This window comes from Paraburkholderia guartelaensis (genome assembly GCF_004353905.1).
GTDB lineage: Bacteria > Pseudomonadota > Gammaproteobacteria > Burkholderiales > Burkholderiaceae > Paraburkholderia > Paraburkholderia guartelaensis.
The window spans coordinates 26742-50474 of sequence record NZ_SMOD01000044.1 but is presented as its reverse complement, the minus strand read 5'-3'; the positions used below and the strand labels follow the sequence as shown (position 1 = coordinate 50474).

Below are 23733 nucleotides of genomic sequence, written 5' to 3'. Positions count from 1 at the left end.
CTGAACGAAGAAGGAGACACCACCATGACGAACCGGGACCCGAAAACTCACGACGCGAGCGCACGCAATCTGACCACGCCAACTGACCTTGGAGCGGAAGCTCGCAATGCGGTCTGCGCCGGGCTCACGAATCTTCTGGCTGACGTCTTAGTGCTGTTCGTCAAGACCAAGAATTTTCACTGGCACGTGAGCGGACCGCACTTCCGCGACTATCATCTGCTGCTCGACGACCAAGCGGCGCTCGTCTTTGCGATGGTCGATCCCGTTGCCGAGCGGGCGCGCAAGCTAGGCGGTACGACTTTGCGCTCGGTGGGACAGATTGCTTCGCTCAAGCGCCTTTCCGACAACGACGCTGCGTTTGTTGCGCCGGAGGACATGCTCGACGAATTGCGTCACGACAATGAGGCGCTTGTGAAATTCATGCGCGAGCTTCATCAGCTTTGTGACGAAAAGGAAGACGTGGCGACGGCGAGCCTTATCGAAAACTGGATCGACCAGACGGAAGAGCGTGTATGGTTCCTTTTCGAAACGACGCGTCACGCTCGCTAATGTCCCACGCTGAGCTTCAAATGCCGCTGCGCGACGCCCGCCTGCCAACAGTCATGCATCGCCGCACGCGGCGCTTATGAATGAACGCATCAGGCGAACGCTGGCGCACAGCTTGCGCGAACCTCCTGGATTCGAAGCGCAGCCAACCTCGGACGGTGCGCGTCGTCCGCGCCTGAGACTTTAGGGTGCTGTAACGTCGCTTATTTTTCACGATGCCAGCAAGCGCTCTCGGAACAAGATCAGCGCGCCGACTTGCGGCGTGGCACACGCCATGCGTTAGGCGTCGGCGCAACTCTTGGCTTTGCCAGAAGCCGCCCCACTCATCTCTTTATAGGTGAATTGTGAGTCGATTTCTGGAGCAATGACGTTCCGCGCGTTCCTCTGCACCGCTTCGCAGTCGAACGCGGCGTTGAATGGCCGCTGTATAGCGGACGCGGCAGGCTCAAGGACTGTTGTAGATCGCTAACCGGGGGCGAAAGCCGAGCAACAGGAGGTGCAGGTGAGAGAGAAACGCTGAGCAGGACACCGAGCGAGGAGGCTACTCCGCGGCGCAGGTGAGCAACTTCGAGGAGCAAGTGCGCAAGCTACGGAACGAGGCCGCGAGACTCAAATTCGATTTGGGGTATCTTGCGGAACAGCTCACAGCACCCCGTGCCACGATGTTTGCTCAGCAGGGGCTCGACGAATTCCCGGGAAGAATCGTTTAACGAATCATTGCTCGCTCCATCATCAGTTCGGTTGTGGGTATGCGCTCGATGCCTGGCAATCCATACGATCGGCCCACGCTGGGTGAGCTGGAGCAGGCTACTCCCGCGCTCCGCCACGCCGGAAGTCGCCGTCGCGGAGCGCGGCTACAAGGGTGTCGCGGTAGCAAACCGGCCGCGCAGACCGACGCGGTAATGACTTGACGCCGGCGCTCGCGAGCGCCGGCCGATCGCTCATTGCCCCTGCGCGGGCGCCGGATGAGCTGATCCGGTGCCCGCGTTCCCCGCTTTCCTTTCGGCGTTCTGGATGTCCTGGGGATAGTTGGCGTCGTTGCTCGTTGCCGGATTGTAGCCATTCTTTTCGAGCTGTTTTAGCTCCGCGTTCCGTTGCGCACGCGCCTGCTTGCGCGCTTCTTTACGTGTCTGCTTGCTCTGCGCCCTGGTGGACTCGGCGCCGTTCTGCGTCCCATTTTGCGCGCCGATTTGCGTGTCGGCTTGATGCCCTGCCTGCGGGACGCTGGCGCCCGGCTGCGCCTGGGCGCTGGTGAGGTTTGGTACGAGCACCAGCGATACCGCGCTCAGCGCGACCAGAACCGTTCGATGCATTGTCGTCATGGTCTTCCTCTGTATAGAGCTTTCCAACATGTGGCCGTCCGCACCGCCTGTTCCTGACAGCACGCATCGAGCCCGCCGCATTGGTTTGAGTTCACACTAGTTTGCGCTCAAAGCGAGCGCTTGCGCTTGCCGCTCTGGTCGACGTCCTTCCTCTCGCGTGCTGCATTTGAACAACATCGAGTTGCGCGGTCTCGTCGGGCGCGTCGGCCACGACCTTTTCGAGGCCCTCGCTGTGACTTTCGTCTATTAAATCGAGGTCATTGCCGCCGGCGTGCGGGCTGCCACCTGTCCGCCGCTCTCTTTTCGCGTCGTTTCCGTTTCGACTCCATCAGGATGGCGTCAAGGTGGTCCGCCGAGTCGTCACCATGCGCGCTGCGAGCGGCAAGCCCGAAAGGCTTCGCGATCGCCGGTGGGAGGCACCTGCGCTGGTTCGCCGTTGCAGTCTGGGCAGCGATGGTCGCCGACTTCAGCGCAGGAGGCCCCCGCTTCATCCGCCGCAAACAATGGCGGTAAGCAGCAGTGGAACGACTGAACGCACTGTTGCGTCGCTATTGGCTTCGCGAACGCGCGTGCGCACCGATTCGACGGGACCCTTGACGACCACCCCGTACAACGGCGACACAACCTTCGCGCCAGCGCCGCGCTCGAATAAGGGATCGTCAGGCGCGTATCCCAGGACCACATAAATCGAAAATCCGAACGCGCTCGGGTGCGAGTGATCGACCGGGCGAAAAGCGTTCACGGAGTTGGCTTCGACGCGATTCGGCTGCGCATTGATCCATCTGTCGCGGATCAGCGACGACACGAATTCATGTGGAGTGGATTCGCAATCGAATTGCTCATTGCGCGGGGCCGCTTCCGCGTGCGTGAAAAGACTTAGGAGCGTGACGGCGATGGCGACGCAAAGCCGGGGCACGTAGATCCCGCCACCCCGAGTTCGGCGATCCGCGTGAAAACACGAATGCTTCGGAAACACGGGCGCCCCCGCTATGGACGAAGATCCTGTGTCCCGCATAGCGTGTGCCCAAAGCGCCGCAGGCGCCTGTTTGGGAAGAGATTACCGACACGCGTGACAATCGTCACTTCTCTCTCGACGCCTGGGTGCTGGTTCGGGAATCGGGTCCGTCCTTTGCTCTCATGCCAGTCATCACGGGTGCACGCCGTCAGGCGGTCCGCCACGGGCGCTGGCCGCGCGTGCGCAAAGACGAGGGTGCCACTTGAGCAACTCCCACAATCCGCGTGGGCGCGCGTTTCGCTTCGTTTCGGCACACCCGGTCCGGTTCCTGATTCTGGCTTGCAAAGCATTTCGCAGCAACCAGGGCTTTCTGCTCGCCGGTGCGATCGCGTACTACGCGTTACTGTCGATTGTGCCGCTCCTGATCCTTGTCGCTATTGCGTTCAGCCAGGTTGTCGGCGAGCAGTTGCTGCTCGATACGCTCGCGCATCTGCTCAGATGGCTGATTCCCGGACAATCCGAAGCGATCGTGGGCGAGCTGGCGAATTTTCTGGCGCATCGCGCTGTGATTGGCTGGTTTCTCGTCGTCACGATGATTTTTTTCAGTTCGCTCGCATTTACGGTGCTTGAGAATGCGCTGTCAATCATCTTCGTGCATCGGGTCGTGATCCGGCGCAGGCACTTTCTGCTGTCGGCGATCCTGCCTTATCTGTTCAGCCTGTCTCTCGGTATCGGCGTGCTGGTGGTGACGATTGTGTCCAGTGGCCTGCACGCGGTGGCGAGCGACAGCGTCGTACTATTTGGCCATTCGTTGTCGTTGACGGTGCCGACTCGTGTCGTACTGTATTTATGCGGTTTTGCAGGTGAAATTCTCGTGTTGACCGCGATTTACCTGGTTGTACCGGCCGGGCGGACGACCTTGCGTCACGCGCTCGTCGGCGCTATCGCGGCCGGGGTGCTATGGGAAATCACGCGGCGCGCACTGGTCTGGTATTTTGCGACGCTATCCCAGGTAAGCGTCGTCTATGGCTCACTGGCAACTGCGATCGTTGTGCTTTTCAGCCTCGAAGCGCTGGCTACGCTGATGCTGTTCGGCGCGCAGTTGATCGCGGAGTATGAGTGCCTCGATACTCCCAACGGCGACCCGGAGCCGCGGCCGCTCGTGACCGGATGAACAAGGGGAGGCGCCGCGATCCGAGGCTGTCCAAACTGATTTTCATGTAACCGCTTCATAAAGGGTCTTGACGTCACCTGGGTGCCGCATCTGAAGGGTGCGAACGCGCATCCCGCGCCCGAGAACAAGACTGAGTCGAGGGGAGCGGGAATTGATCGCGCGCATTTTCGTCGCGTGTGACGCCGGCGGTGCGAACGAATACGCGACGCACAGGACCGGTCAATGCGACCCAGCCGGACCGGGACGCAGCACGTCGTTACGGGTACACGTCTCATTCGTACTCGTTTTCGGGAGCTGATAAAGAGATGCTTCAGGCCGAGCGTTTTTTATGCTGCGGGTACGCTTGCAAGCCACTTGCCTAGCGAAGAATCCGAACACATCGTTTGTCCGCTCGCGTGTATAGCCATTTCTCAAGTCATCTACGCGCCCGAATGCAGCACTCCGGTTCGACTCGAAGGAGGGCGACGCAATCATGGTCTGCAATTACAGCTGCCCCGTAGCCAGGGCAGTACGCGAAACGCCATGCGTACATCGAGCAGTCGGCGTACTTTCCCGAGGCGACCGGCTGTCCGCTCACAGAACACTGCTTACGGGAAGGCCGGCTGATCTGCCAATATAGGATTGCCAGGAAGTAGCCGGGCCGTCTTTTTCGCGCCGGGTTGCGCCGGGTCTCGATCTGAAACCTGTTTAAGGACCTGAAACGGAGGTCGAACTCCGCGTGGGCGAAAAACGCGGTCGCCAGGAAATCAATGATTGAAGTTTCTGAAGGAGGGGCGCGCGGTTGAACGGTTGCCACCGCCGGTAGCGCATCTCGTTGCCGACTGTTTGTCAGGCTGACTAAGTAAACCGCGCGCAGTTGGGGCGAACTCGCGCGCCGTCTTGTTCTGCGACAGTCGCGGTGCGCGTAGAGGGCGACCGCAGATGGACCACGACTCTGTGCACCGGTACCACTGATGGGGTAGTCGCGAGGTCCGCGCTCGCCGTGGACCGGTGTACGTTCCCGGGCCCAACACATACGTGAGCGCAAGTAGCTTTGCTCCGCGGCGGGGGGAACTAAATTTCGTCGACGCAGTGCTCTTCGACCCAGTCCGTTGCCCGTTCGCGAGCAAAATTCAGAGCTTCGTTCTCGTCGATGAAATTATCATCCAGGCGCAGGTCGTATACATCATCGTCGAATGAACCGTCTGACGCGGGGACGAAGATTCTCGCATTCGCCACAATTCTCCCGTCATCGATGCTTGCGCTCAGGCTGATCAGGCAAGACTGGAAAATGAATTGCATGGCTCGCTCCGGTAGCTTCTCGAGTGACGAAAAGCGGCCGCGCAAATGTCATGCCGTGCCTTCGTCCTGACGTGCGGAATGAAAAGGGTGTGCGGAATTGAGTGTGGTCTTGGGAGCGCTTCTTGCCCACATCGTAGTCGCCGTGAAAACGGAGAATTGCATTGTCCCAGTCTGCGGAACAGGGGACCGGTTGGGAGAAAACGCTGGTGTTGCGCGTATGCGAGTATGGCAACTTTCGTCTGACAGAAGCGGGCGTCGTCGCAAGCTGGAATCTTGGCGCGCACGCATCAAGGGATACAGCGATCAAGGGATACAGCGCCCACGAAATCGTTGGCCAGCACTTCTCCATCTTCTATTTGCCGGAAGACCGGGAAGCGGGCGTCCCCGACGCGGTGCTGAGAACCGCGCGCGACGATGGCAAGCGCGCATTCCGGCTTTTCCATGAAACTGGTCTTCCCCGCACCCACCACGAGGCGAGCATAACGCGACTCCGCGGCTTTCGGCGAGCCCTGCGAGCGTACTTTACTCTTTGACTCGATGCAGGAGCGTGCAGCCGGGGAAAAGATCGGCTGGCTCGTTCCCAGCAGTTCAGGGTCCTTTCGCGGGATCGCACCTGCAACCTGCGGACATCATGCCGTGACCGCTGCGTTAATGACCCACGACTGGGCGTTCAGAAGCAATGTGACGTCGTCCAGCTCAGCGGGAGATACGGAATCCAGCGTCACTGTCAGTTCATCAAAATTGCGTTTTCCGCTGAAATGGACGTGACTTCGCCTCGCGTGCGCCGCGTGTTGCCCGAGAGCCTGCCAGACCCCGATGATCCTGAGTTGGCCGGGCACCGAGCGAACGGTCAGGCACACCGGATTGCCGGCATGGAGGGGGGGGGAGGAGATAGGCCATCTTGCATATCCTCCGGGAGAACGAATTCTGCGTTCGGTCAGGTGGCTCAGGCAAATGAGGCGCCCGGGCGAAGCTTACAAACAGAAGGGCGTGGGCCACGCGGCAGCGGGCCAGCTTATCGTGGGTTCGTGCGCATCACGATTCAGGATATTACGCTTCGCACGGACGGGGCGCCTTTCGCGTCGCGGGCGATCACATGAGGGCCACTAGCGCATGGTTGGGCCAGGTTGAACGAAGAATATCCGCGGTCGTTCCGGCGTGGCAACCCAAGGTGCGCTTCAGTAATGGCCGTGTCAGAGTTCAAGAACGCCCTGCCAGAGCGGACGCGCTTACCGGGTGTCGGCGATCCAGGGCCTCAACGCTGCACAATCAGCGTCACGCGCCGGTTCAGCGCGCGGCTCGTGGGGTCGTTGCCTGCCACGAGCGGGAAAATCAGATTGCATAAACAGCCCGTGTGGAAAGCGTGTCGTAAGCCAGTCTCGCGGTCTGTCCATGGCCTCCACCTCCCGGCGCCAGGATGAGGCTCGCTCTGCGCAGTTGCAATATGTATCGGTAGAAAAACGTACATGCGCGTGCCTGCTGGCCGAGCGGCATAGAGACGCAAAACGGGCGACGACATCGGTCGACTGGGAATCAAGGACGTTCGCCATGGGGGATGGCACAAGACTGGGCGCTGTCAGTGCAGCGAGGATTCGACAACTTCCACTTCTGGCAGGCTCGCACTTTCTCTTTCTCGGTCGCCGGTCTCGCTACTCGCTTTTATGGCGACAGGCCTCCTTTCTTGGGCGACTTTCCTGAGTCGGAACATGCTATACCGGCCTGCGGTCGTTTCGGTTGGTTTTACCAGCCGTCCACTTTGTGCGCATTTACTATACATCTTTGTAAGGCCTTTGGGCCGGGCCGCCCCATCCGAAATCGGACGTCTCCGGCTTCATGGTGGGTCTCATGGCGCACTATCAGTGATCTAGCATCGCTGCCCCGGTGTTCCATCGAATGGCATCGTCACCTCACCATATGATTAGTATAACGATTGATGTGTTAACCAATAACGCACCGGGAATGAGCCACTTGTCGAGTGTCACCGGTGGTACCCATATCGCCGGTCTACAGGCGTCTTGATCAGTTTTCCTTGAATGGGGCATTGTTCTCTCGTGCCAGATGTTGCGACCATATGGGAATGCCAATGCGTGTAGACTGAGGGAGCTCGACAGGGGCAGGATCCCTACGGGGACTTGGGTTCACGTGGGCGTGCGCCGGCACCCCGCAGGAGACGACAACCTGTCGAGCCGTTCCTTCTTCAATGCCCTTTGCGCCGCGTTTCGCCCGACGCGTCGGCAGCTGCCGTGCGCAACGTCCGGGTTTAGTACATCCTTTTGGGTCTGACCGCGGACTATACTTCGAGCGCTTCGCGAAGCTCAGGTCGTACTGTAATAATCGGCGCATCAGGCACTCTTTGCCATCGGCCCAATGGAGTTAAGCGCAGGCCGGTGCTTCGCCGCTTCCTGGCGCATCGTTGAAAAGCAGGGAGAATGAAATGATTACCGACCCGTCACATCTTTGTGCGTCCTGCAATCTGCTGCTGAGCCACCCCGATTTCGACGTTACACACGTCCTGCGCGATGTCGGCGATACGGCATACCTCGGAAGCGTACGCATCCAGTACTACGTCTGCCCAGGTTGCGAGGCTCAATGGTCCTGTTGCCGCAGTGCTTTGGAGAACAAGGACGTTCATTGGACACTTCGCTGACATCTCAACGTCCTGGGCCCGAAAATCGCGATATTACCGGTCGTTGCGGTCACCACGAGTAGCGCAGCCCGACGTCACCCCACACGCCCTTCTGACTGCGGGTAGTCGTTGAACTGATCGAGGACTGGTAGCAGAAACTCCAACGCGAGTCGAGCTTCGCGGTTACGCCTGCTGCGAAGTCAGGACCTGCTGTGCGAGGGGGCGGCCTGGTCCACACCCGCGTAAGTCGTCGTCGCGTGCGGATGACAGTCGCGTCAAATATTGGCGCGCAGATAGGGCTGCCGCACCTTTCCAGCTTGAAGTTCGGTCCGAGCGGAAGGTGAAACGGATAACCCGCTTCGAGCGACTGATGGCCCCCGAACCCGGGACGGGCAGGCGCACAAACCGGCCCCTCGCGTCGCCGTCGTAGTACGTGGCTCGCAGCACCGCGTCGACATCCCAGCCGCCCGGCGCGTTGTTTGTCCAGTATGCGCGCCGGAATATGCGTTCAGGTTCACCTTGCCGTAACCGGCGCGTATTGCTGTTCAATCCCACATACTGGGGAAACTCCTGATCAAGATGTAGCAATAGCGCTGATTGAACAAAGCTAGAATCAAGGCTCCAAGCGAGCGTACCAAGGACCATCCGGCCCGGACGGCCAAGCGTGTCACCGGCCGCAGTGGCGACGGCGAGCCCGCGTCAGCGAGAAACTGGGGAATTCCGTGAGTATTCCTGAACAGATGTCTTTTGCCACGACGCACGAAGCCAGCGTGATGGATCTTACCGCCCTGAGCGGGCCGGCCCTTACGAGCTTCTTCGAGCTTGGACGACTGAACATGAACATGTGCAGGTCGGTGTTCTCGGGCGCCGTCTTGCATTGGGAAAATGTGCTGCTCTCGCAGACACCCGAGCAGCTCGTCACGCGTCAGGCCGAAACCTTGCCGTGGCTCGCCATCCAGATCGCCGGGTACACCCGTGGCTGGATGGACATCGCCGCGCAGGCAACAGCGGAGTTGAGCCAGCGTGCGAGCGATGATGGACATGACGAACGTGCGCGCCACCTGAACATGACGCTTGATGGAATGGCCAGATGTGCGCGGGGAGTCGATGCGATGTTAAGGGCGCTGAATCCGCCTTCCTTTGAGACGGATGGTGTCCCGGACCGATCGCTTGCGGACTCGCAGCAAGTCGCTCGCGCAGATATGGATCGTGTCTCTGGGGCACGTGCCTCTGCGTGGCAGCGAAGTACATCCCCCGCGCGTCGATAGTCACCCAGGTTGACCACGCTCTCCCTTTCCCCGTGTCCGCTTTCGCCTTGCGCTGCAGCCGTCGGACCGGATTCCCTGTTCATCGCACCGATCCCCTCCCGGAGGGAAGCGACATGTTGAGCCCCCATGAGTTGGCCACGTTGATGCTGGTCAAGGACGCGCCTGAGCGGATCGAGGCCGACCGTGCCGAACTGGGCGCGCTTCGCGCGCTCAAGCTGATTGCGAGCGATCCACCGGAGCCGGGCTTTCCGGTTCCCCGCGTTACGCCGCGTGGCGACGCTGTTCTGCGCGCCGTTGCGCGTGTGCGCTGACCAACGCTCAAGGACAGATTGCCTGTCATTCGGACGGCCCATATTCGTTGGGCGCGCTGCCCGCGCAAGAGGGCAGCGAACCGGATGACCCTGAGGAGGCTGACGTGGACCAATCCTGGCTCGGTATGGCTGTCGGCATGATCGCGCTCGTGATCGCAGCATTGGGTGTCGCGGCTCACTATCGCCGTGAACGGCGTCGCGCCGATCTTCTGCGCAATCTCGATCACCACGAGTGGTGTCGCTGGACCCGGACACGACACTGAGTGCTGGTGCAGAATATTCGCACGGCGCGGTCTAAATCAGGCTGGTTTCAGACCTGGGACGGCAGAGACGAGCAGGGCGTTGCACTGGCGGACAGATAACGGGGAATCCATCGTGGGCTACGGTTTTGCAGCAAGGGATCTGGCGCACTTCCACAACGTGCTCAATTTACTCGGGCGCTCCCCCGGCAGCGCACGCGCGTATGACAAAGGGCATTGATCAACCTGCACTACAGCGGGCCCGGAAGGCGTCCCGCGCGATTGCTGCGCAGGAGAGTGCGGCCCTCCTTCCGAAAGACGATGCGGATCTGCACCGGCTGTTCTCAAATGTCGGGCGCTTGATCAGGGCAATGGGTGCGAAAAACACCGGGCGGCGCGACCCTCTCCAGCACGTCAAGTTGCTGCCGTGGCCGGTAGCCGTGTCGCGACACACGGCGCGGATGAATGTTGGCCACGAAGCGGAGTGCCTCAAGCATTGCCAGCTCTGCGCGCTTCACCAGTCATCTTCCAAGCTCGCGCCGATGCGGCGAAGGCCACGCGGGGGCGGATGACCAAAGTCGCGCGGCAAGGTCGCGATTGACGACTGATCGGCTGCGCAAACCCTTACGCTGCCGCCCAAGGCGGCGATCCTTCCTATCGCTTCCGGGCTTCTGGGATTTCCCGCACTGGTGCGTCCTGCCTCGTTGTTCCTGTCATTCAGACCTCACTGCACACGTGTTTACGGGGTGGCTCCCGCCCGGAACAGGCTATCCTTTAGTGGTGTGCCAGAAGGCAAGTCGGCCTGCATTGGTGTGATCAAAGAGGGCAGCGATTCTATGCCAACACGGTTCGACGGTATTTCACTGGGTAACATCGCCGCCCGGGCGGCAAGAAAGCCGGACTATGAGCGCGAATGTCCCGCTCTGCTTGCACTCGCCAGCGCGCAAGCCGATTCGCGTGATGCCCTCCTGCAAAAAACAGCCGACTTTGCCATGGAGTTGTGCTGCGCGCAGACGGCGGGCATCAGCCTTCTCGAGCGCGCCGGAGAAGAAAACGTCTTCCGGTGGCACTCAATTGCCGGCAGGCTCGCGCATCTGAGAGGATTGACCACCTCATGGAGCGAATGTCCCTGCGCGGTGGTGATTGAAGCCGGTGAGCCGCTGCTGTTCACAGCCCTTGCCGCAGACTTTCCTGCTCTCGCGAGCACGTGCGGCGGCGTGCACGAAGCTCTGATACTGCCCGTCGTATCCGGCGACCGGCGATTGGGAGCGATGTGGGTAGCGTCGCTTAAAGAGGACTGCCGGTTTACCCAGGAAGACCTTCGCGTGCTGACGGACCTGGCATCCGTAGCGGGCGGTGTGCTGGAGCTCGTGCGGGCACGAGACCGCAGCCGCCGCGAGACGCAGCGCTACTCCGAGGTAATCGCTGTCCTCGCCCATGAGTTTCGCAGTCCGCTCGGACCGCTCGGGAATGCAATCGACGCGATTCAGGTCGTCAACGAAGGCCGGGAGCCGCTCAGCGGCTATCTCGCTGTCGCTCATCGGCAGATCCGGCACCTCGAGAGGTTAATGGACGACTTGCTGGACGCGAGCCGGCTGGATCACAACAAGCTCGCCATCGCGCCAGTCGAAACTTCCCTGAAGGACGTTCTTGCCGATGCGGTGGCCGCTGTGGAGGAGCGCCGGCTTGAGCGGCATCACACGCTGTCCGTAAGCGCTCCCCCGGAGGGCCTGTGCCTGATTGCCGATCCGGTTCGCCTTACGCAGATCATTGCGAACCTGTTGTCGAATGCAGTGCGCTACACCCCGCCGGGAGGAAACATTGCCGTCAGTGTCGAACGCCTCATGCGAAACGGCGAACCTCACGTCGCGGTCGTAGTCCGCGATGATGGCATGGGCATCTCGCAGGCGTCGTTGCCGCACATCTTTGAGCCTTTCGCCCAGTTCGCTCGGGCGCGCACCGGGAAGGATGGTGGCCTCGGCATCGGGCTTGCGTTGGCCCAGCGCTTCGCTCAACTTCACGGTGGCGTAGTCGACATCACCAGCAACGGCGCCGGCCGGGGAACGAAAGCCCGCCTGACGATTCCATTGCGTCGCAGCGGCGGCGTCAGCGAATGCGCAGAAGGGCCGGCACGCAGTCAGCCGGTTCGGCGGCGTGTACTGGTGGTGGACGACAATGCCGACGCCCGTTTTGCCCTCGGCGGCCTGCTCGAACTCGAATGCCACGAGGTCCGGTCTGCCGCTGACGGCCCCCAGGCGCTGAGGATTCTCGATGAATGGCAACCGGAATTCGCCCTCATCGATATTGGGATGCCTGGCATGAGTGGCTATGCCCTCGCGACCCGCATTCGGTCACTGGAGAACCAAACCGAGCTTCGACTGGTCGCCCTGACTGGTCACGTCTCCAGTCGCGACCGGGCCGCCGCCATTCAGGCGGGCTTCAACGCGCATCTGGGCAAGCCGGTTGATCTCGAACAGCTTAGACACCTTCTGGCATCGTGACAGGGCGGCGTGACCGGCGCCGCTGGCATGTCGCCGCCATTCATGGACCATCCTGCATCGGGGGCGTGGCGTGATGAGCCGCGCTACGACGCAAGGGCTGCTTTCACGTGTCGGCCGGGTTGCTCACGCAGCATCGACCCCGGAGGCCTCGTCCCTCGCAAGCTGGCGAGTACGCCGGCTATCGTAGTGTCACGGCTAGCCGCGTGCCGGGTCTGCCATGAAGGGTCAATGGCCCTTGCCGAAAACGACATCGTCCTTGATGCACTGGCCGGGATGTCAACCCTGAGGCGCTGCGCCGCGGTGTCCGGGGTAAGTGGCCGCCACGGAATCGCGTGTGGGGGTTGCCCGTATGTGCTGCAACACGCACTGGGGCACTCCGTATGCCGGGCACAGGCATGAAGCCACGGACCGCGATGGTGCGGCAATGCGGGCCGACTCCGGACTCACTGGCCATCGGCGCCATCGGGTCCCAGCCATGAAGGCCTCCCGTTACGGTCCGCAGGTGGTATTCACGGGTGCCCATCTCGGCGCCCCCAGGTACTGGAATCTGCCCGCGGCATGGCGGCAGCGGGAGCGGGCGACGGTCAGACGCTCCGCGATATATGCATCTACGGCCTCGATCAGCAGGGTCACCTGCACTGGTTTGCGCAGGAACCGGGACCAGCACCGGGGGCACCCCTCGGGCTCCGGCGCAGCAGAAAGCAGCACGATGGGCAACCCGGAGAAGACGGGCCAGGCTCGCACCATCTGGCACAGCCTGATGCCGTCAACGTCCGGCATCTGGTAGTCGGTGATGAGACACTGAACGAATTCCCGCCGCATGAAAGCCATCGCAGCACCAGCGTCAGTGACAACGCTCACCCGGTGACCCTGACTTTCCAGCGCGAGCGCAAGTGGCCAGACGTTTTCCGGATCGTCGTCAACGAACAGAACGTTGGCCATGGGGATACTCCGTCGAATTCATTCGCAACCAGTGTTCGCGCGGCAGAGAAGTCCAGGGCACCGCTGTCGCTGTTTCGCTCCCGCAACGGACGTGCCGTGAGGACAGCAGCGTTCCGTATAGGGCGGCTGGCCTCATCGGCGGAAGGATGTCAGCGCAGGGCTCGCACGACGTTTGCCTGCTTTCGGGGCGATCTCCCGGCGATTGGGCGCAATCGGGTCGACCGCACGCGGCAGCGTTATCTGGCGTGCCATCGGCGGGGGACATGTAGCGACGTTCGCCCGACTACGCGCCGCTGGGGGAGATGAGCGTTCGGTGCCCGGGTTTTCCCCGCGGCCCAGGCTGGTTTAGGCCGCCTTCGTCGGCCAACGGTCGAGGCACGGGCGTTGCTGTGCCTTTCACGACGTTCCCGAGCACCAGTTGAGGCGGCATGGCTGAAAGAAAAGTCACGAACGGAAAAGGCAGCCCTGACGGCAGGGGAGGCGGCATGATTGAAACGACGATGGAAACCGCTCAAGCTTGCCCTGAGGACCTTCCGCCCGGCCTGCGCTATGTGGACGACTCGCGTCGCGGCTACACCCGACAACGGAACGATGACGCTTTCACTTACTTCGACCCGGAGGGCAAGCGCATTCAGGACGAGGCCGAGATTCGCCGCATCAACGCGCTCGCGATTCCTCCGGCCTACACCGATGTCTGGATCTGCGCGGACCCACGCGGCCATCTGCAGGCGACAGGACGGGATGCGCGCGGTCGCAAGCAGTATCGCTATCACCCGGAATGGCGTGAAACGCGCGACGCCAGCAAGTACGAGCGCATGCTGGCCTTCGGCGCGGCGTTGCCGAAGCTGCGTTCCCGCGTCGCACGAGACCTTGCGCTCGACGGCATGGCGCGAAACAAGGTATTGGCCACCGTTGTCCGATTGCTCGATACCACCCTGCTCCGCGTCGGCGGCGAGGAATACGCGCGTGAGAACCGTTCGTACGGCTTGACGACGTTGCGCAAGCGGCATCTCAAGCTCTCGCCGGGGTCGCTGCGCTTGAAGTTTCGTGGCAAAAGCGGGATTGAACACGATGTCGCCGTTAGCGATGCGCGCGTCGCGCGGATCGTGAAGCGCTGCATGGATCTGCCCGGACAGGATCTTTTTCAGTATCTCGATGCGGATGGCAAGTGTCGCTCGGTCAGCTCGTCGGATATTAACGACTATCTGCGCGAGGTCACGGGCGCCGATTTCACCGCGAAGGAATATCGGACGTGGGCGGGCAGCGTGTTCGCGCTCGCGGCGCTTCAAAGACTCACATGGGAGACGGTCACGGAAGCACGCAGTCACATCGTCGCGACGATCCGGGCGGTCGCGCAACTGTTACGCAACACGCCTGCGGTTTGCCGCAAATGTTACGTGCATCCGGCCGTGATCGAGGCATTCGAAGCGGGTGCCTTAGCGCAACCCATTGCCGCCGCGCGCCGCCGTGGGCTCAAGTCGGACGAGTCAGCCCTGCTGATCTTTCTCGAGAAGGACGCGAGGCGCCGGGCGCGAGAGGCGCAGCGCGAGAACCGCAAGCGCGCGATGTCGAACGGAGCCCAGCTCGCCGGCTCGCCGCGCAAGGCGCGAGGAGGCGGATCGCAGCACGGCAGGCAAGCGCCAGCGGCGCTGCCGCTCGAACCTGTCGCGCGCCGGGCGGCGCGAAAAGCCCCTGGCCGATCACGACGAAGCGCCCCGGGGCCGGCTCAACGCCACGGGTGACGGGCTAGCCTTCGCACGCGGCGGAGTTTGACGGGAACATTTTCAGGTCTCGCAACCCTCCGAGTTCGGAGGCACGCGAGTGCCATGTCACGCTCAGGAAGAAGGCGCGGGCGGGGGGCGCCGAAGCCGCGCGGCCTCGCGCATCCGCCCGAAGTCGGCGCGCCTAGCCGGGAATGAACATGCCGGCGGCCGCGAGCGCCATGAATACTGTTGCGATCCATCCTCCAGCTTTCAGCAGCCCGGTGATCGCGAACCTGCCCATCAGCCGCCTGTTCGTACCCATCAGCCGCCTGTTCGTACCCATCAGCATGACGACGACCATGACAGGCACGGCCGCCAGTCCGTTGACGACGGCGCTCCAGTACAGCGCCTTGACGGGATCAAGATGGAAGAACGTGATGGCAGTGCCGCCGAGAATCGCCACGACAATGACAGCATAGAACTCGCGCGCCAGCGTCAGGTGCAGCGAGAGGCTGCTGCGCCACCGGAACGCGCCGGCAGCTCCGTATGCCGCCGAGCCGGCCAGAACAGGCAGCGCGAGCAACCCCGTGCCGACAATGCCGGCGGCAAAGACGTATGCCGCCAGATGGCCTGCAACCGGTTCTAGGGCCCTCGCCGCGTCGGCGGACGTCTGGATTTTCACGTGATGGGCGTAAAGCGTCGCGGCAGCCGTCAGCATGATGAAGAACCCCACCCCGTTGGAGACGGCCATCCCGATCCAGGTGTCGGCCGTGATCCGATCGATCTGACGGTAGGCCCGGAAGGAGGATACCCACCGCAGCGGCCGCTCCCCCGGCTTCGAGCGCATTTCCTCAACTTCCTGCGAAGCCTGCCAGAAGAACAGGTAGGGGCTGATCGTGGTCCCGAGTACAGCGACGACCGAGGTGAGATACTCGCCTGAGAGCTGGGCCCGCGGCCATACGAGCGAGACGGCGATCTTTACCCAGTCGACCGGAACGACAAAGGCCACCGCGACGTAGGCGAACAGCACCAGGGTCAGCCATTTGAGAAAGCGCGCGTAGCTCTCGTAGGGCAGCGAAATCTGCAGGAGGGCTGAGAACACGCCAATGGCAACGACATAGAGGTGCTCGGGGCCCGGAACAAGAAGATGGATCGCTGCGCCCATCGCGGCGAGATCCGCGGCGATGTTGATGGTGTTGGCCACAGCCAGCAGCAGCACCAGCAGGACGACGAGCCATTTCGGGCCAAACGCCCGCATGTTCGAGGCGAGCCCCTTGCCCGTGACGCGGCCGATCCGCGCGCTGGTCATCTGGATGGCGACCATGAGCGGGTAGGTCAGCAGGAGGGTCCACAGCAGCGTCAAGCCGAATCGCGCACCGGCCTGCGAATAGGTGCCGATGCCGGACGGATCATCGTCCGCGGCGCCCGTCACGAGGCCGGGCCCCAGGCGCGACACCCAGGAGCGTTCCGTCCGATCCGTGACAGCGTGTTCGGGCTCGAGGTTCTGGTCGTGCGACACGGAGCGGTTCTCCATTGTGCGACCGCAGTGCGCGGCATGAGGCCCGCCGGGACACACGCATACAAGGCACGCGGGTTGCTGCTACCTCGCAGCGCGGACGCTCTTCCGACTCTTCAGGATCGTTTGCGTAACGGAAGAGAGCGCAAATAGAGGAGGTTGCCATGCTTTACTATGCGGTCGTTTTCCTGGTGATAGCGATAGTCGCGGCATTTTTTGGTTTCGGGGGCATCGCGGCAGGCGCGGCGAGCATCGCCAAGATCCTCTTCGTGATCTTCCTCGTGTTGTTCATCGTCAGTTTGCTATACGGCTACAGGCGGCGTTGAACGGCCGTCGGCGCCCTGTAGTGCGCGGCGAAATCGACTCCTCAGTGAGACGTCTCTGCGTCGCACGGCAATCGCCGGCCTCGTAGAAGGTCGAGTGGTGACGTTATTCACAAACCCTGAGATTCGATAGAGCTGGAGACGTCGCTTTCTTTGCGCGCGAGCCGCCGTTCTCCAAACAGGACATGACAATCGTTTCCCGGTGTGGCATACGGCATGCGCTTGAGGTCATCGCAACTCTTAACGGAAAGGAGCGCAATCATGACTATTCTTCATCCCCAATCAGGAGGCACCGGTGCACAGATCGTCGGCGGGGGCACCGGTGAAGGTCCTGGCCCCGAGATCATGGCCGCGGCCACGCTCGACGGCAACAAGGTGATTTCCGCTGACGGCGAACATGTCGGCAAAATATCGGACATCATGCTCGACGTGCGTAGTGGTCGCGTCGCGTACGCAGTTCTGGCCGAAGGTGGATTTCTCGGCATGGGCAACACCCTTCACGCGATCCCCTGGAACGCACTGACGTTGGACACCGACGAGGAGTGCTTTCGTGTCGACATTCCGGCCCAACGTATAAAGGACGATCCCGGCTTCGATAAGGATCACTGGCCATCAATGGCGGATTCGACGTGGGGCACGCAGTTGCATGACTACTACAACCGCCGTCCGTACTGGCTGGCGAGCGGGGGGGGCCTCCGGAACGTGATCCCGGAATGAACAATCCGGTGGACGTCTGAAGGCTATCGGGTTGTATGCAGTTCGTAGCCGTCTGTAAAACGGTACCCTGTGCGGCCACTTGGGCATCGGCTTCCATCGGCCGATGCCCCTTTGTTCCGCCAGGGCTCCCATTTGATAGGTTCTATTCCGTCCGCGCTGCTCGCGCAGCAGCCCCGCACGCCGGTTAAACGCACGAAGACCGGACGGCGGAGCGTGCAGCGGTTGCCGTGAACCCGGTGCGTCTCGGTGGGGCGCCTTCGCGCGCGCCCGCTAAGCCAAGGCCAGGTACCTGGATGCGCAGTCTCATACCCGGTGGCGGGTACGGTCGGAGGGGCGTACCTGGATCGGACCGAGCATGGTCCCGCGACAACGTCTGCTTCCGCAACGACACGTGTACTCACGGATCGAATCGTCGTGCGCTTTCGGCGGGATCTCAAGCGCGTAGTCGATCAAGAGTTCCTCGCCGGGCTGGATGTCCCTGAGCGTGTCGATGTAGACGCGGCCTGATTCCTCGATCGCCTCGCAGTTCGCCATACACGCATGGTTGAGCCATCTCGCGCCGTTTCCTCCGCGGCCACCATCGATCACGTGCCCATCCGATAACCCGAAGAGAAAGGTGTGCCCGGCGTCGGTGCGCCGCGCACAGGCGCGGGTCGCTTCGCGCCAGGTGGTGACAAGCCCCTTGTATTCGAAGATGCGTTCGCCGGCGGAAAGTGCCCGCAGGGCGAAGACACCCTTTCCGTGGATGGGAGACTGCCGTACGGAGACGCGTTTCATGCAGGGAGGATTTGAAGGAGGGAGGTCCGGAGTATAGCCGCAGAAAGGGCGCCCAACATGTGGCCGCGGACCGTTACGGGCTAGCGGGTCATGAGCAGGCGCATATGGTCCCCAGCCACTCACTTCATCCTGGCAAACGCGTCAGCGGTCTGCTGTGCACGTTCGACGTCGTCGGTGTGCAGATGGTTCGAGAAGGTGGTCGGGACAGAAGCGCGTCGCAGGTTGCCGCCGACAGTGGTAAGTTCCGCACTGCGGCCGAGCGCGTGCGTGGCATGCGTGTGGCGCATCCAGTGCGGGCTCGCTCGGCACAGCTTTTCCGCAAGAGATGCATGATCGGCTTCAATGGCCTGGGCGGCCAGCAGGAAGGAGCGCCGCAGCACGTCCCACAAGCGCACGCTGCTGCTGGTCGCGGTGGAGTTGCCGCGTACGCATCGTCGTCTTCGCATTCGATCCGTAAGAGGTGCTCAGTGCGGCGCGGAAAGCCGTCTGAAACGCCTCCATAGCTTGGTCATTGTCCGATGATCGGCCGCGACGCGCGAAGCGAGGTAGCCTCGGGCGAAGGCGGCGCCTCGAGCCGCTTCCGGGAACGTGTTCGGCAACGTCTGAAGGAACCGCTCAGCGACGACGGCGTCATTGCGCCATCCGAGGTCATCCTGAAGCGCCGTCAGCGCATCAACGTAGCGCTGCACAGCACGTTTCGGGCATAACGACGCAAAGAACTCCGTCGCATACCGAACTTTCTTCGCCGCGATGCGCGCACGATGTCGACGATGATCATCGAGATCGGCAAGCCGCTTGCCGCGCTTGATCAATTTGCGGTGCCGTTTGCGCATGACTTCTGCAGCGAACTGCGAAGCGGGCTTTTCGACCTCCGCGCGCGCTTCGTTGGTCATGGTGTCGCGCCATTTTTTTGTGTCCAGCCATAACGTGAACTCCAGAGCCAGTCTGGTGTAGCGCACCGATTCGATTGCGGCTGCGGCACGCTGCCGGTTTTCACTGGCGAGCTGACCGCATGCCTGCCGCACAGGCTTCAATTCTTCTGCGTTTGCGTCCGCTCCGGCCCGGTCGAGCGTGGGTCCCGCGAGCACTTCCCAATCGCGCGCGGCGCCCAGCTCCGATGCGACCCAGCGCAGTTCGTCGTCGAGACCCTCGTATGCGGGTATCACGTTCCCGAACAGGCCGAGCGCCGAGCGCAATCTCCGGAGCCCCACCCGCATCTGGTGGACACACGCTGGCTCGTGAGCCGATACGACGCCGCGCTCGTTGGCATGCACCTGATCGAGGCAGTTGTGCGCGATTGCACAGAACGCTTCTTCGACCGAATCGCGCTTCCCGAGCTGCACAGCCTGGGCTTTTATGCATTCGGCGTGCTCCGCGACGAGTAGCCCATAACCCACATCGGCCTTGCTGCGGCGGTCGATGCGTAGCGGCGCCGTCTGCAGGAGTTCGAGCGCAAGGGCATAGAGTCCCTGCGGCTTGCCACGCTTGAGTTCGAGTTCGACGGCGGCAATGGGTGCGGAACCCGAGGGAGCGTCAATGGTTCCCTCGTCCAGCGCCACTTCGATTTCGTTCTCTGCCGACGTACGCAGCGCGATAGTTGACCGGTTGATCCGTGTGACGAAGATCGGCGCGAGGTTCGCCGCAACGGCTTCATCTCGAACGAGCTGGCCGCAATCCGTATCGGCGGATAGCGCATCACGCAACAGCGTCAGGTCGGGCGTGTCACGATCGATGGGTGCCTCGAACTCGCCCCTCTCGAACATTCCGGCCTGAACCGGGCCGCCAAGCTTCAGTGTCTGGATTCGCTCCTGACCGACGCCACGCACTCGAAGCGATGCTCCGCACTGGTGAAAGGCTAGTTCCGGAGTATCAAAGTAGGTACTGGACAGCAACTTCACCGGGTTGGCGCCGCGCTTGCCGCGTGCGAGCAACGACGCTCGGCGCAGTTTGGCGAGATCCCTGGAGGTGATTCTCAGTTTGAGTTCCCGTTCCATCGCGTCTCCTTTTCACGGCTGCGCTCTTGACGACACGTTAGCAGCAAGTTTCAGTCCGGCTCCGTGCTCATGCCAGTGCTGCCAGGATGCGCATGACGCCGGGCGCAACGGAGCGCGCGCCTGCACCTCCCGCTCGGCGCCCCCGCGTGGTCCATGATTGCCGGTGAAGTTGACTTCGGCCCCGAACGGCAGGACGCAGCACTGCGTATAGAAGTAGCCACGTCCCCACGAGGGCGAAGTACGCACGGAAGCAAGGCACATTTGTATGCACTTTCTGTGGCCCGGAACATCCGAACCAATAGGTGATCCGGGCGGCGACTGCATGGCGCGGGCCCTCACTGCAGTAGCCCGGATCTGCGCGCGAGGAGAGCGCGGCGACGGTATCGACGAAGTCTCTGACGCGGTTGATCTGCAAGGCGATTGTTGAAGAGGCGCGTTGGTCGAGATGTCCGGTAACAGTGCCGAAACGCGGGTCACCATCTACTGTCGTGTCTGCTGGCGCCGGCACTCCTGCTGTTTCATCTCCACATACTGCGGCCGGTCGATTTCATGCAGTTGCCGGGGATATTGCTCACTGGCGCTGAACCAGTCGTTAAGGCGTCGTGTCAACTGCGTGTCGGGCACGCCCGACGGCACGCTGAGATAAGTGTCGATGGCCAGGTAGTAACGCATGGTGTTGCGTTCGACGAGACCGCGCATGCCATCAACATATTTTGTTTCTGCAGCGGACGGGTCAGCGATACTGGTGAAGCCGACCTTGCCGCGACCGAAGGTCGCCAGATAGCCTTTCATGGCAAGGCGCCCGATTGTGCCATAGCTGTATGCATAGGTCAGGTGCAGGAAGGTGAGGTCGCTTCCGAGCGCCACGGCTTCCAGGACGATCTGATAATCCCGGGTGTTCAACGGCCCGCTGACGGCATGGAGTTCTAGCCGGAAGTATCGCGGGCTTGTGGCCGCCGCCTCGTAATCGAATCGCAGGAGGTATGTCGATGAGAGTGCTTCGGCGGCCTCCTTTTGGCTGACGTTCACGCTCAGCGTGTTACCGCTATCGTCGGCAGAGGCTCGGCAGTACTTGACGTTGGGGTGCAGGATCAGAACATTGCACCAGTTCGCCGGACCCCGGGACGGGTCATTGAGGACCGCGTTGACGGTCGCAAATGGGTGGTCCATCACGGCGTAGATTTCGCCGGTAACCGTGGACGGGGACTCCCAGGAATCAAGGTACAGTCTCCGATGAAATGCATTGTCGTTGAGTTGCGGCTCGAGATTCCTGTACGTGGCGCGCAACCTGGTGGCATCGTCAGATGGTTGAGCCGACAGTGCCGGGGGCAGTATGTAGCCTGTTACAAGAAGAATTAGCGCGCAGACAACGCTGTACGCCCGCTCCCTGGATGGGCTTCTGTGGGGCCGGCGATATTCTCCGTCAATAAGATGGGACATGGCATCCCTGAAGTTGGACGGCTTGCATGCGTGGAAGTCATGCTTGCTCTTGCGGTTTGTTCGCAAGAACCGTACCCCGATGGCGGATGCCAAGGCTTGATGTTCACGAAAACCATTGACCGACGCGCCTTGTCCTTGCCCGATGGTGCTGGGGCGTCCGTCTGCAATCGCACCGCCAAAAATCATCGTTTCAACAGTCAGGAATCCAGACTGCTGCGCTTCCGGACCAGGCATTTGAACAGTTAGGAATTCAAACCGCTACATGTCAAATGCAGGCGTGCGACGTAGACGGAAAATAGGGCCATTTTCGCAAAGGCGGCAACAAACGCGACCTCATTTGAGGGCGGCCGGTGAATCGCGCCGTCGCGGTACCCAGTAAGCGCGTCGGCGCGGGCACGCAGGAATTCTGTGTTGCTGTATTCCTCACGGGGAGCAAGCGCTCGAATCGCTCTCAAACGCGTCGGCGGCGGGTGCCGCGAGAACCCACGCGTGGCGCGATAGCGGAGGTGTCTCGGCTACGGGCTTGCAGATTGTCTGCGAATCAGGCTGACTTCACCCTTACGCTCGAGAAAGGCCGCCTCGACGTCCTCTAGTTGCGTCGCATGGAGTTCCTTTCGGACCGTCTCAAGTACGTCCGCGCGCGTGATGAGGGCAGCGGACATCTGCGCGCGGTTGAACGTGCCGTCGCGGTAGAGCTCCCTTTCAACACCGACCACCAGCGTTTCCAGCCATCGGTAGCGCACACACAGCCATCCGAGCGCCCGATGCATGAGTACGAGCACCAGCGACGCCGCAAAGGTTGCTACCGCGGGCGAGGCGCCGACAATGAAGCGGCTGAGTGTCGCGCCGAGCAGAATCGCGACCACGTAGTCAAAAGGCGAACGCTGGCCAAACGAGCGTCTGCCAGATATGCGGATGAGTGCAAGTGTGCAAACGAACGTAAGGCGTGCGCGCAATGCCATCTGCAGCGAATCGAGTTCCTTTCCGGCGCCGAACAGCGCAACGAGAACATCCATGATTCTCTCCCATCGGCTTGTTGAGTCTCTAACTGCTGGTCCGAGACTCCTGGATTGATCCAGGGACGCTTCCGTCATTCCGGTCGGAATGTGCCGCCGTCGCTCAGGAACGCTGATGAAAATCCCGAGACGACGAAAACGGATCGGTGAGGTGGTGCTTCAGGATGTGGCGTGCGTAGTGAGCATACGCTCCTTGCATTGGACGCCGAAGGGTGTGCCACACTCGGACAGGAACGTTTCGAAGTGCGTGGTTTCGAGTGGAGACGGGACCCCGAGCCGCGAGTGCAAGTGCGCGAACGCGCGCCCGTATCGTTCGAAGGTAGCGAAGTCGCACGGAAAACGAGCCGTATCGACGCCCGCGAAGCGCCCCGACCGTTGCTCGCTCCAGCAGCGATCGCCAGCGAGTAATCGGCGCGAGTCTGATGCTCTGCGTACCGTGCGAAAAGAGCGCCATGTCGATCTCCTCGAACTCCGGTCCGGCATTCAGAAAACGTGCAGCGTGTCTGCGGAAGGCTCGACGCCAAACAGCCGCGAGAACGGTATGGCATGGAGTTCGAGCGTGATGAATCATGGCGCCGTTTGACGAGCCGACGAAGACGCACCGCGAGGGCACCTGTGGGTAAAGCGCGCCGATCCATTGCGTGATGCGTTCGATGTCGAGACTGCGCGCGCGCCGAGGACCGATGGCCTCACTCATGCCGCCCACGATATAGGCCCATTCTGGCCGGGGTGCGTCGCGCAGGAAGTGGCTCAGCCGCCGCCGATTCCAACATGACCTTCCGTGTGCCGCCGCACACGGCACAGCACTTGCCCTCCACGAGTCCGGTTCCGTGGCAGGCGCCGCACAGATCCTCGCCTACACCCGGTGCATCCCGGTGACCTTCGTCGCCCGGATTCAACCGGGCTTCGTTCTGGGCGGATGCCGGCCTTGAAGGTTGCATGACTAGCCGCTTGATGTTGGCCCACGGAGCGCAGCTGACCGTTCTGGATTTCACGCTCAGGAACGCTAGCAAGAGTGCGCAGCCGCCATGCCCGGATACGGACTTGCGTGTGCGGGTCAATGCCAAAACAGCGCGATAAGA

General features: G+C 61.8%; 18 protein-coding genes and 1 pseudogene. 10 read left to right on the top strand and 9 right to left on the bottom strand.

What is annotated here, in order from left to right; translation table 11 throughout:
• The first annotated feature begins 24 nt into the window (after positions 1–24).
• On the top strand, positions 25–549 hold the full coding sequence (locus E1N52_RS35835) for a Dps family protein (protein ID WP_133188733.1): 525 nt from the start codon (positions 25–27) through the stop codon (positions 547–549).
• Between the two features lie 938 nt (positions 550–1487).
• Here the strand turns inward: E1N52_RS35835 and E1N52_RS35830 are convergent.
• Complete coding sequence (locus tag E1N52_RS35830; RefSeq protein ID WP_425468192.1) at positions 1488–1868, bottom strand: DUF4148 domain-containing protein; 381 nt, start codon at positions 1866–1868, stop codon at positions 1488–1490.
• 1217 nt (positions 1869–3085) lie between these two features.
• Here E1N52_RS35830 and E1N52_RS35820 point away from each other — a divergent pair.
• Positions 3086–3997 (top strand): YihY/virulence factor BrkB family protein, encoded by a 912-nt coding sequence (locus tag E1N52_RS35820; RefSeq protein WP_133188731.1) that lies wholly within the window; start codon positions 3086–3088, stop codon positions 3995–3997.
• A gap of 1053 nt (positions 3998–5050) precedes the next feature.
• Here the strand turns inward: E1N52_RS35820 and E1N52_RS35810 are convergent.
• Entirely contained in the window at positions 5051–5278 is a 228-nt protein-coding gene (locus E1N52_RS35810) for a hypothetical protein (protein ID WP_133188729.1), read from the bottom strand.
• 161 nt (positions 5279–5439) lie between these two features.
• Between E1N52_RS35810 and E1N52_RS35805 the strand changes: the two genes are divergently transcribed.
• The 5 genes from E1N52_RS35805 to E1N52_RS35790 all read left to right on the top strand — a co-directional run bounded on the left by E1N52_RS35805 (position 5440) and on the right by E1N52_RS35790 (position 12223).
• The gene (locus E1N52_RS35805) at positions 5440–5811 is read left to right on the top strand and encodes a hypothetical protein (RefSeq protein ID WP_133188727.1); all 372 of its coding nucleotides are present in this window, start codon (positions 5440–5442) and stop codon (positions 5809–5811) included.
• Positions 5812–8626: 2815 nt separating this feature from the next.
• On the top strand, positions 8627–9172 hold the full coding sequence (locus tag E1N52_RS35800; RefSeq protein ID WP_246089353.1) for a phasin family protein: 546 nt from the start codon (positions 8627–8629) through the stop codon (positions 9170–9172).
• Positions 9173–9285: 113 nt separating this feature from the next.
• A complete protein-coding gene (locus E1N52_RS35795) occupies positions 9286–9483 on the top strand; it encodes a hypothetical protein (protein WP_133188725.1) in 198 nt (65 codons plus the stop codon).
• Between the two features lie 104 nt (positions 9484–9587).
• A complete protein-coding gene (locus E1N52_RS44355; protein WP_165979524.1) occupies positions 9588–9746 on the top strand; it encodes a hypothetical protein in 159 nt (52 codons plus the stop codon).
• 812 nt (positions 9747–10558) lie between these two features.
• Positions 10559–12223: a hybrid sensor histidine kinase/response regulator gene (locus E1N52_RS35790; RefSeq protein WP_133188723.1), complete on the top strand. Its 1665-nt coding sequence runs from the start codon at positions 10559–10561 to the stop codon at positions 12221–12223.
• A gap of 489 nt (positions 12224–12712) precedes the next feature.
• On the opposite strand, the gene E1N52_RS35785 is transcribed toward E1N52_RS35790, so the two are convergent.
• Complete coding sequence (locus E1N52_RS35785) at positions 12713–13165, bottom strand: response regulator (RefSeq protein WP_133188721.1); 453 nt, start codon at positions 13163–13165, stop codon at positions 12713–12715.
• Positions 13166–13650: 485 nt separating this feature from the next.
• Here E1N52_RS35785 and E1N52_RS35780 point away from each other — a divergent pair, with 485 nt between their 5' ends.
• Positions 13651–14907: a DNA topoisomerase IB gene (locus tag E1N52_RS35780; protein ID WP_133188719.1), complete on the top strand. Its 1257-nt coding sequence runs from the start codon at positions 13651–13653 to the stop codon at positions 14905–14907.
• A 163-nt stretch (positions 14908–15070) separates the two neighbouring features.
• Here E1N52_RS35780 and E1N52_RS35775 read toward each other — a convergent pair whose 3' ends face one another.
• A complete protein-coding gene (locus E1N52_RS35775) occupies positions 15071–16387 on the bottom strand; it encodes an Nramp family divalent metal transporter (RefSeq protein ID WP_246089352.1) in 1317 nt (438 codons plus the stop codon).
• Positions 16388–16548: 161 nt separating this feature from the next.
• On the opposite strand from E1N52_RS35775, the gene E1N52_RS35770 reads away from it, so the two are divergent.
• Both E1N52_RS35770 and E1N52_RS35765 read left to right on the top strand, forming a co-directional pair.
• A complete protein-coding gene (locus tag E1N52_RS35770; RefSeq protein ID WP_133188715.1) occupies positions 16549–16710 on the top strand; it encodes a DUF1328 domain-containing protein in 162 nt (53 codons plus the stop codon).
• A gap of 258 nt (positions 16711–16968) precedes the next feature.
• Positions 16969–17424 carry a PRC-barrel domain-containing protein gene (locus tag E1N52_RS35765; protein WP_133188713.1) on the top strand — a complete coding sequence of 152 codons (456 nt, stop codon included), beginning with the start codon at positions 16969–16971 and terminating at the stop codon, positions 17422–17424.
• Positions 17425–17727: 303 nt separating this feature from the next.
• Here E1N52_RS35765 and E1N52_RS35760 read toward each other — a convergent pair whose 3' ends face one another.
• From E1N52_RS35760 to E1N52_RS35740, 5 genes and pseudogenes are all read right to left on the bottom strand, one after another.
• The gene (locus tag E1N52_RS35760) at positions 17728–18201 is read right to left on the bottom strand and encodes an SET domain-containing protein (protein ID WP_133188711.1); all 474 of its coding nucleotides are present in this window, start codon (positions 18199–18201) and stop codon (positions 17728–17730) included.
• Between the two features lie 119 nt (positions 18202–18320).
• Positions 18321–18623: pseudogene (locus tag E1N52_RS35755) on the bottom strand (integrase); the annotation flags it as partial.
• Positions 18624–18665: 42 nt separating this feature from the next.
• Entirely contained in the window at positions 18666–20195 is a 1530-nt protein-coding gene (locus E1N52_RS35750) for a CYTH and CHAD domain-containing protein (RefSeq protein ID WP_133188709.1), read from the bottom strand.
• Positions 20196–20675: 480 nt separating this feature from the next.
• The gene (locus tag E1N52_RS35745; protein WP_425468193.1) at positions 20676–21635 is read right to left on the bottom strand and encodes a hypothetical protein; all 960 of its coding nucleotides are present in this window, start codon (positions 21633–21635) and stop codon (positions 20676–20678) included.
• Positions 21636–22150: 515 nt separating this feature from the next.
• Entirely contained in the window at positions 22151–22651 is a 501-nt protein-coding gene (locus E1N52_RS35740; protein ID WP_133188707.1) for a DUF421 domain-containing protein, read from the bottom strand.
• Positions 22652–23733 lie beyond the last annotated feature (1082 nt).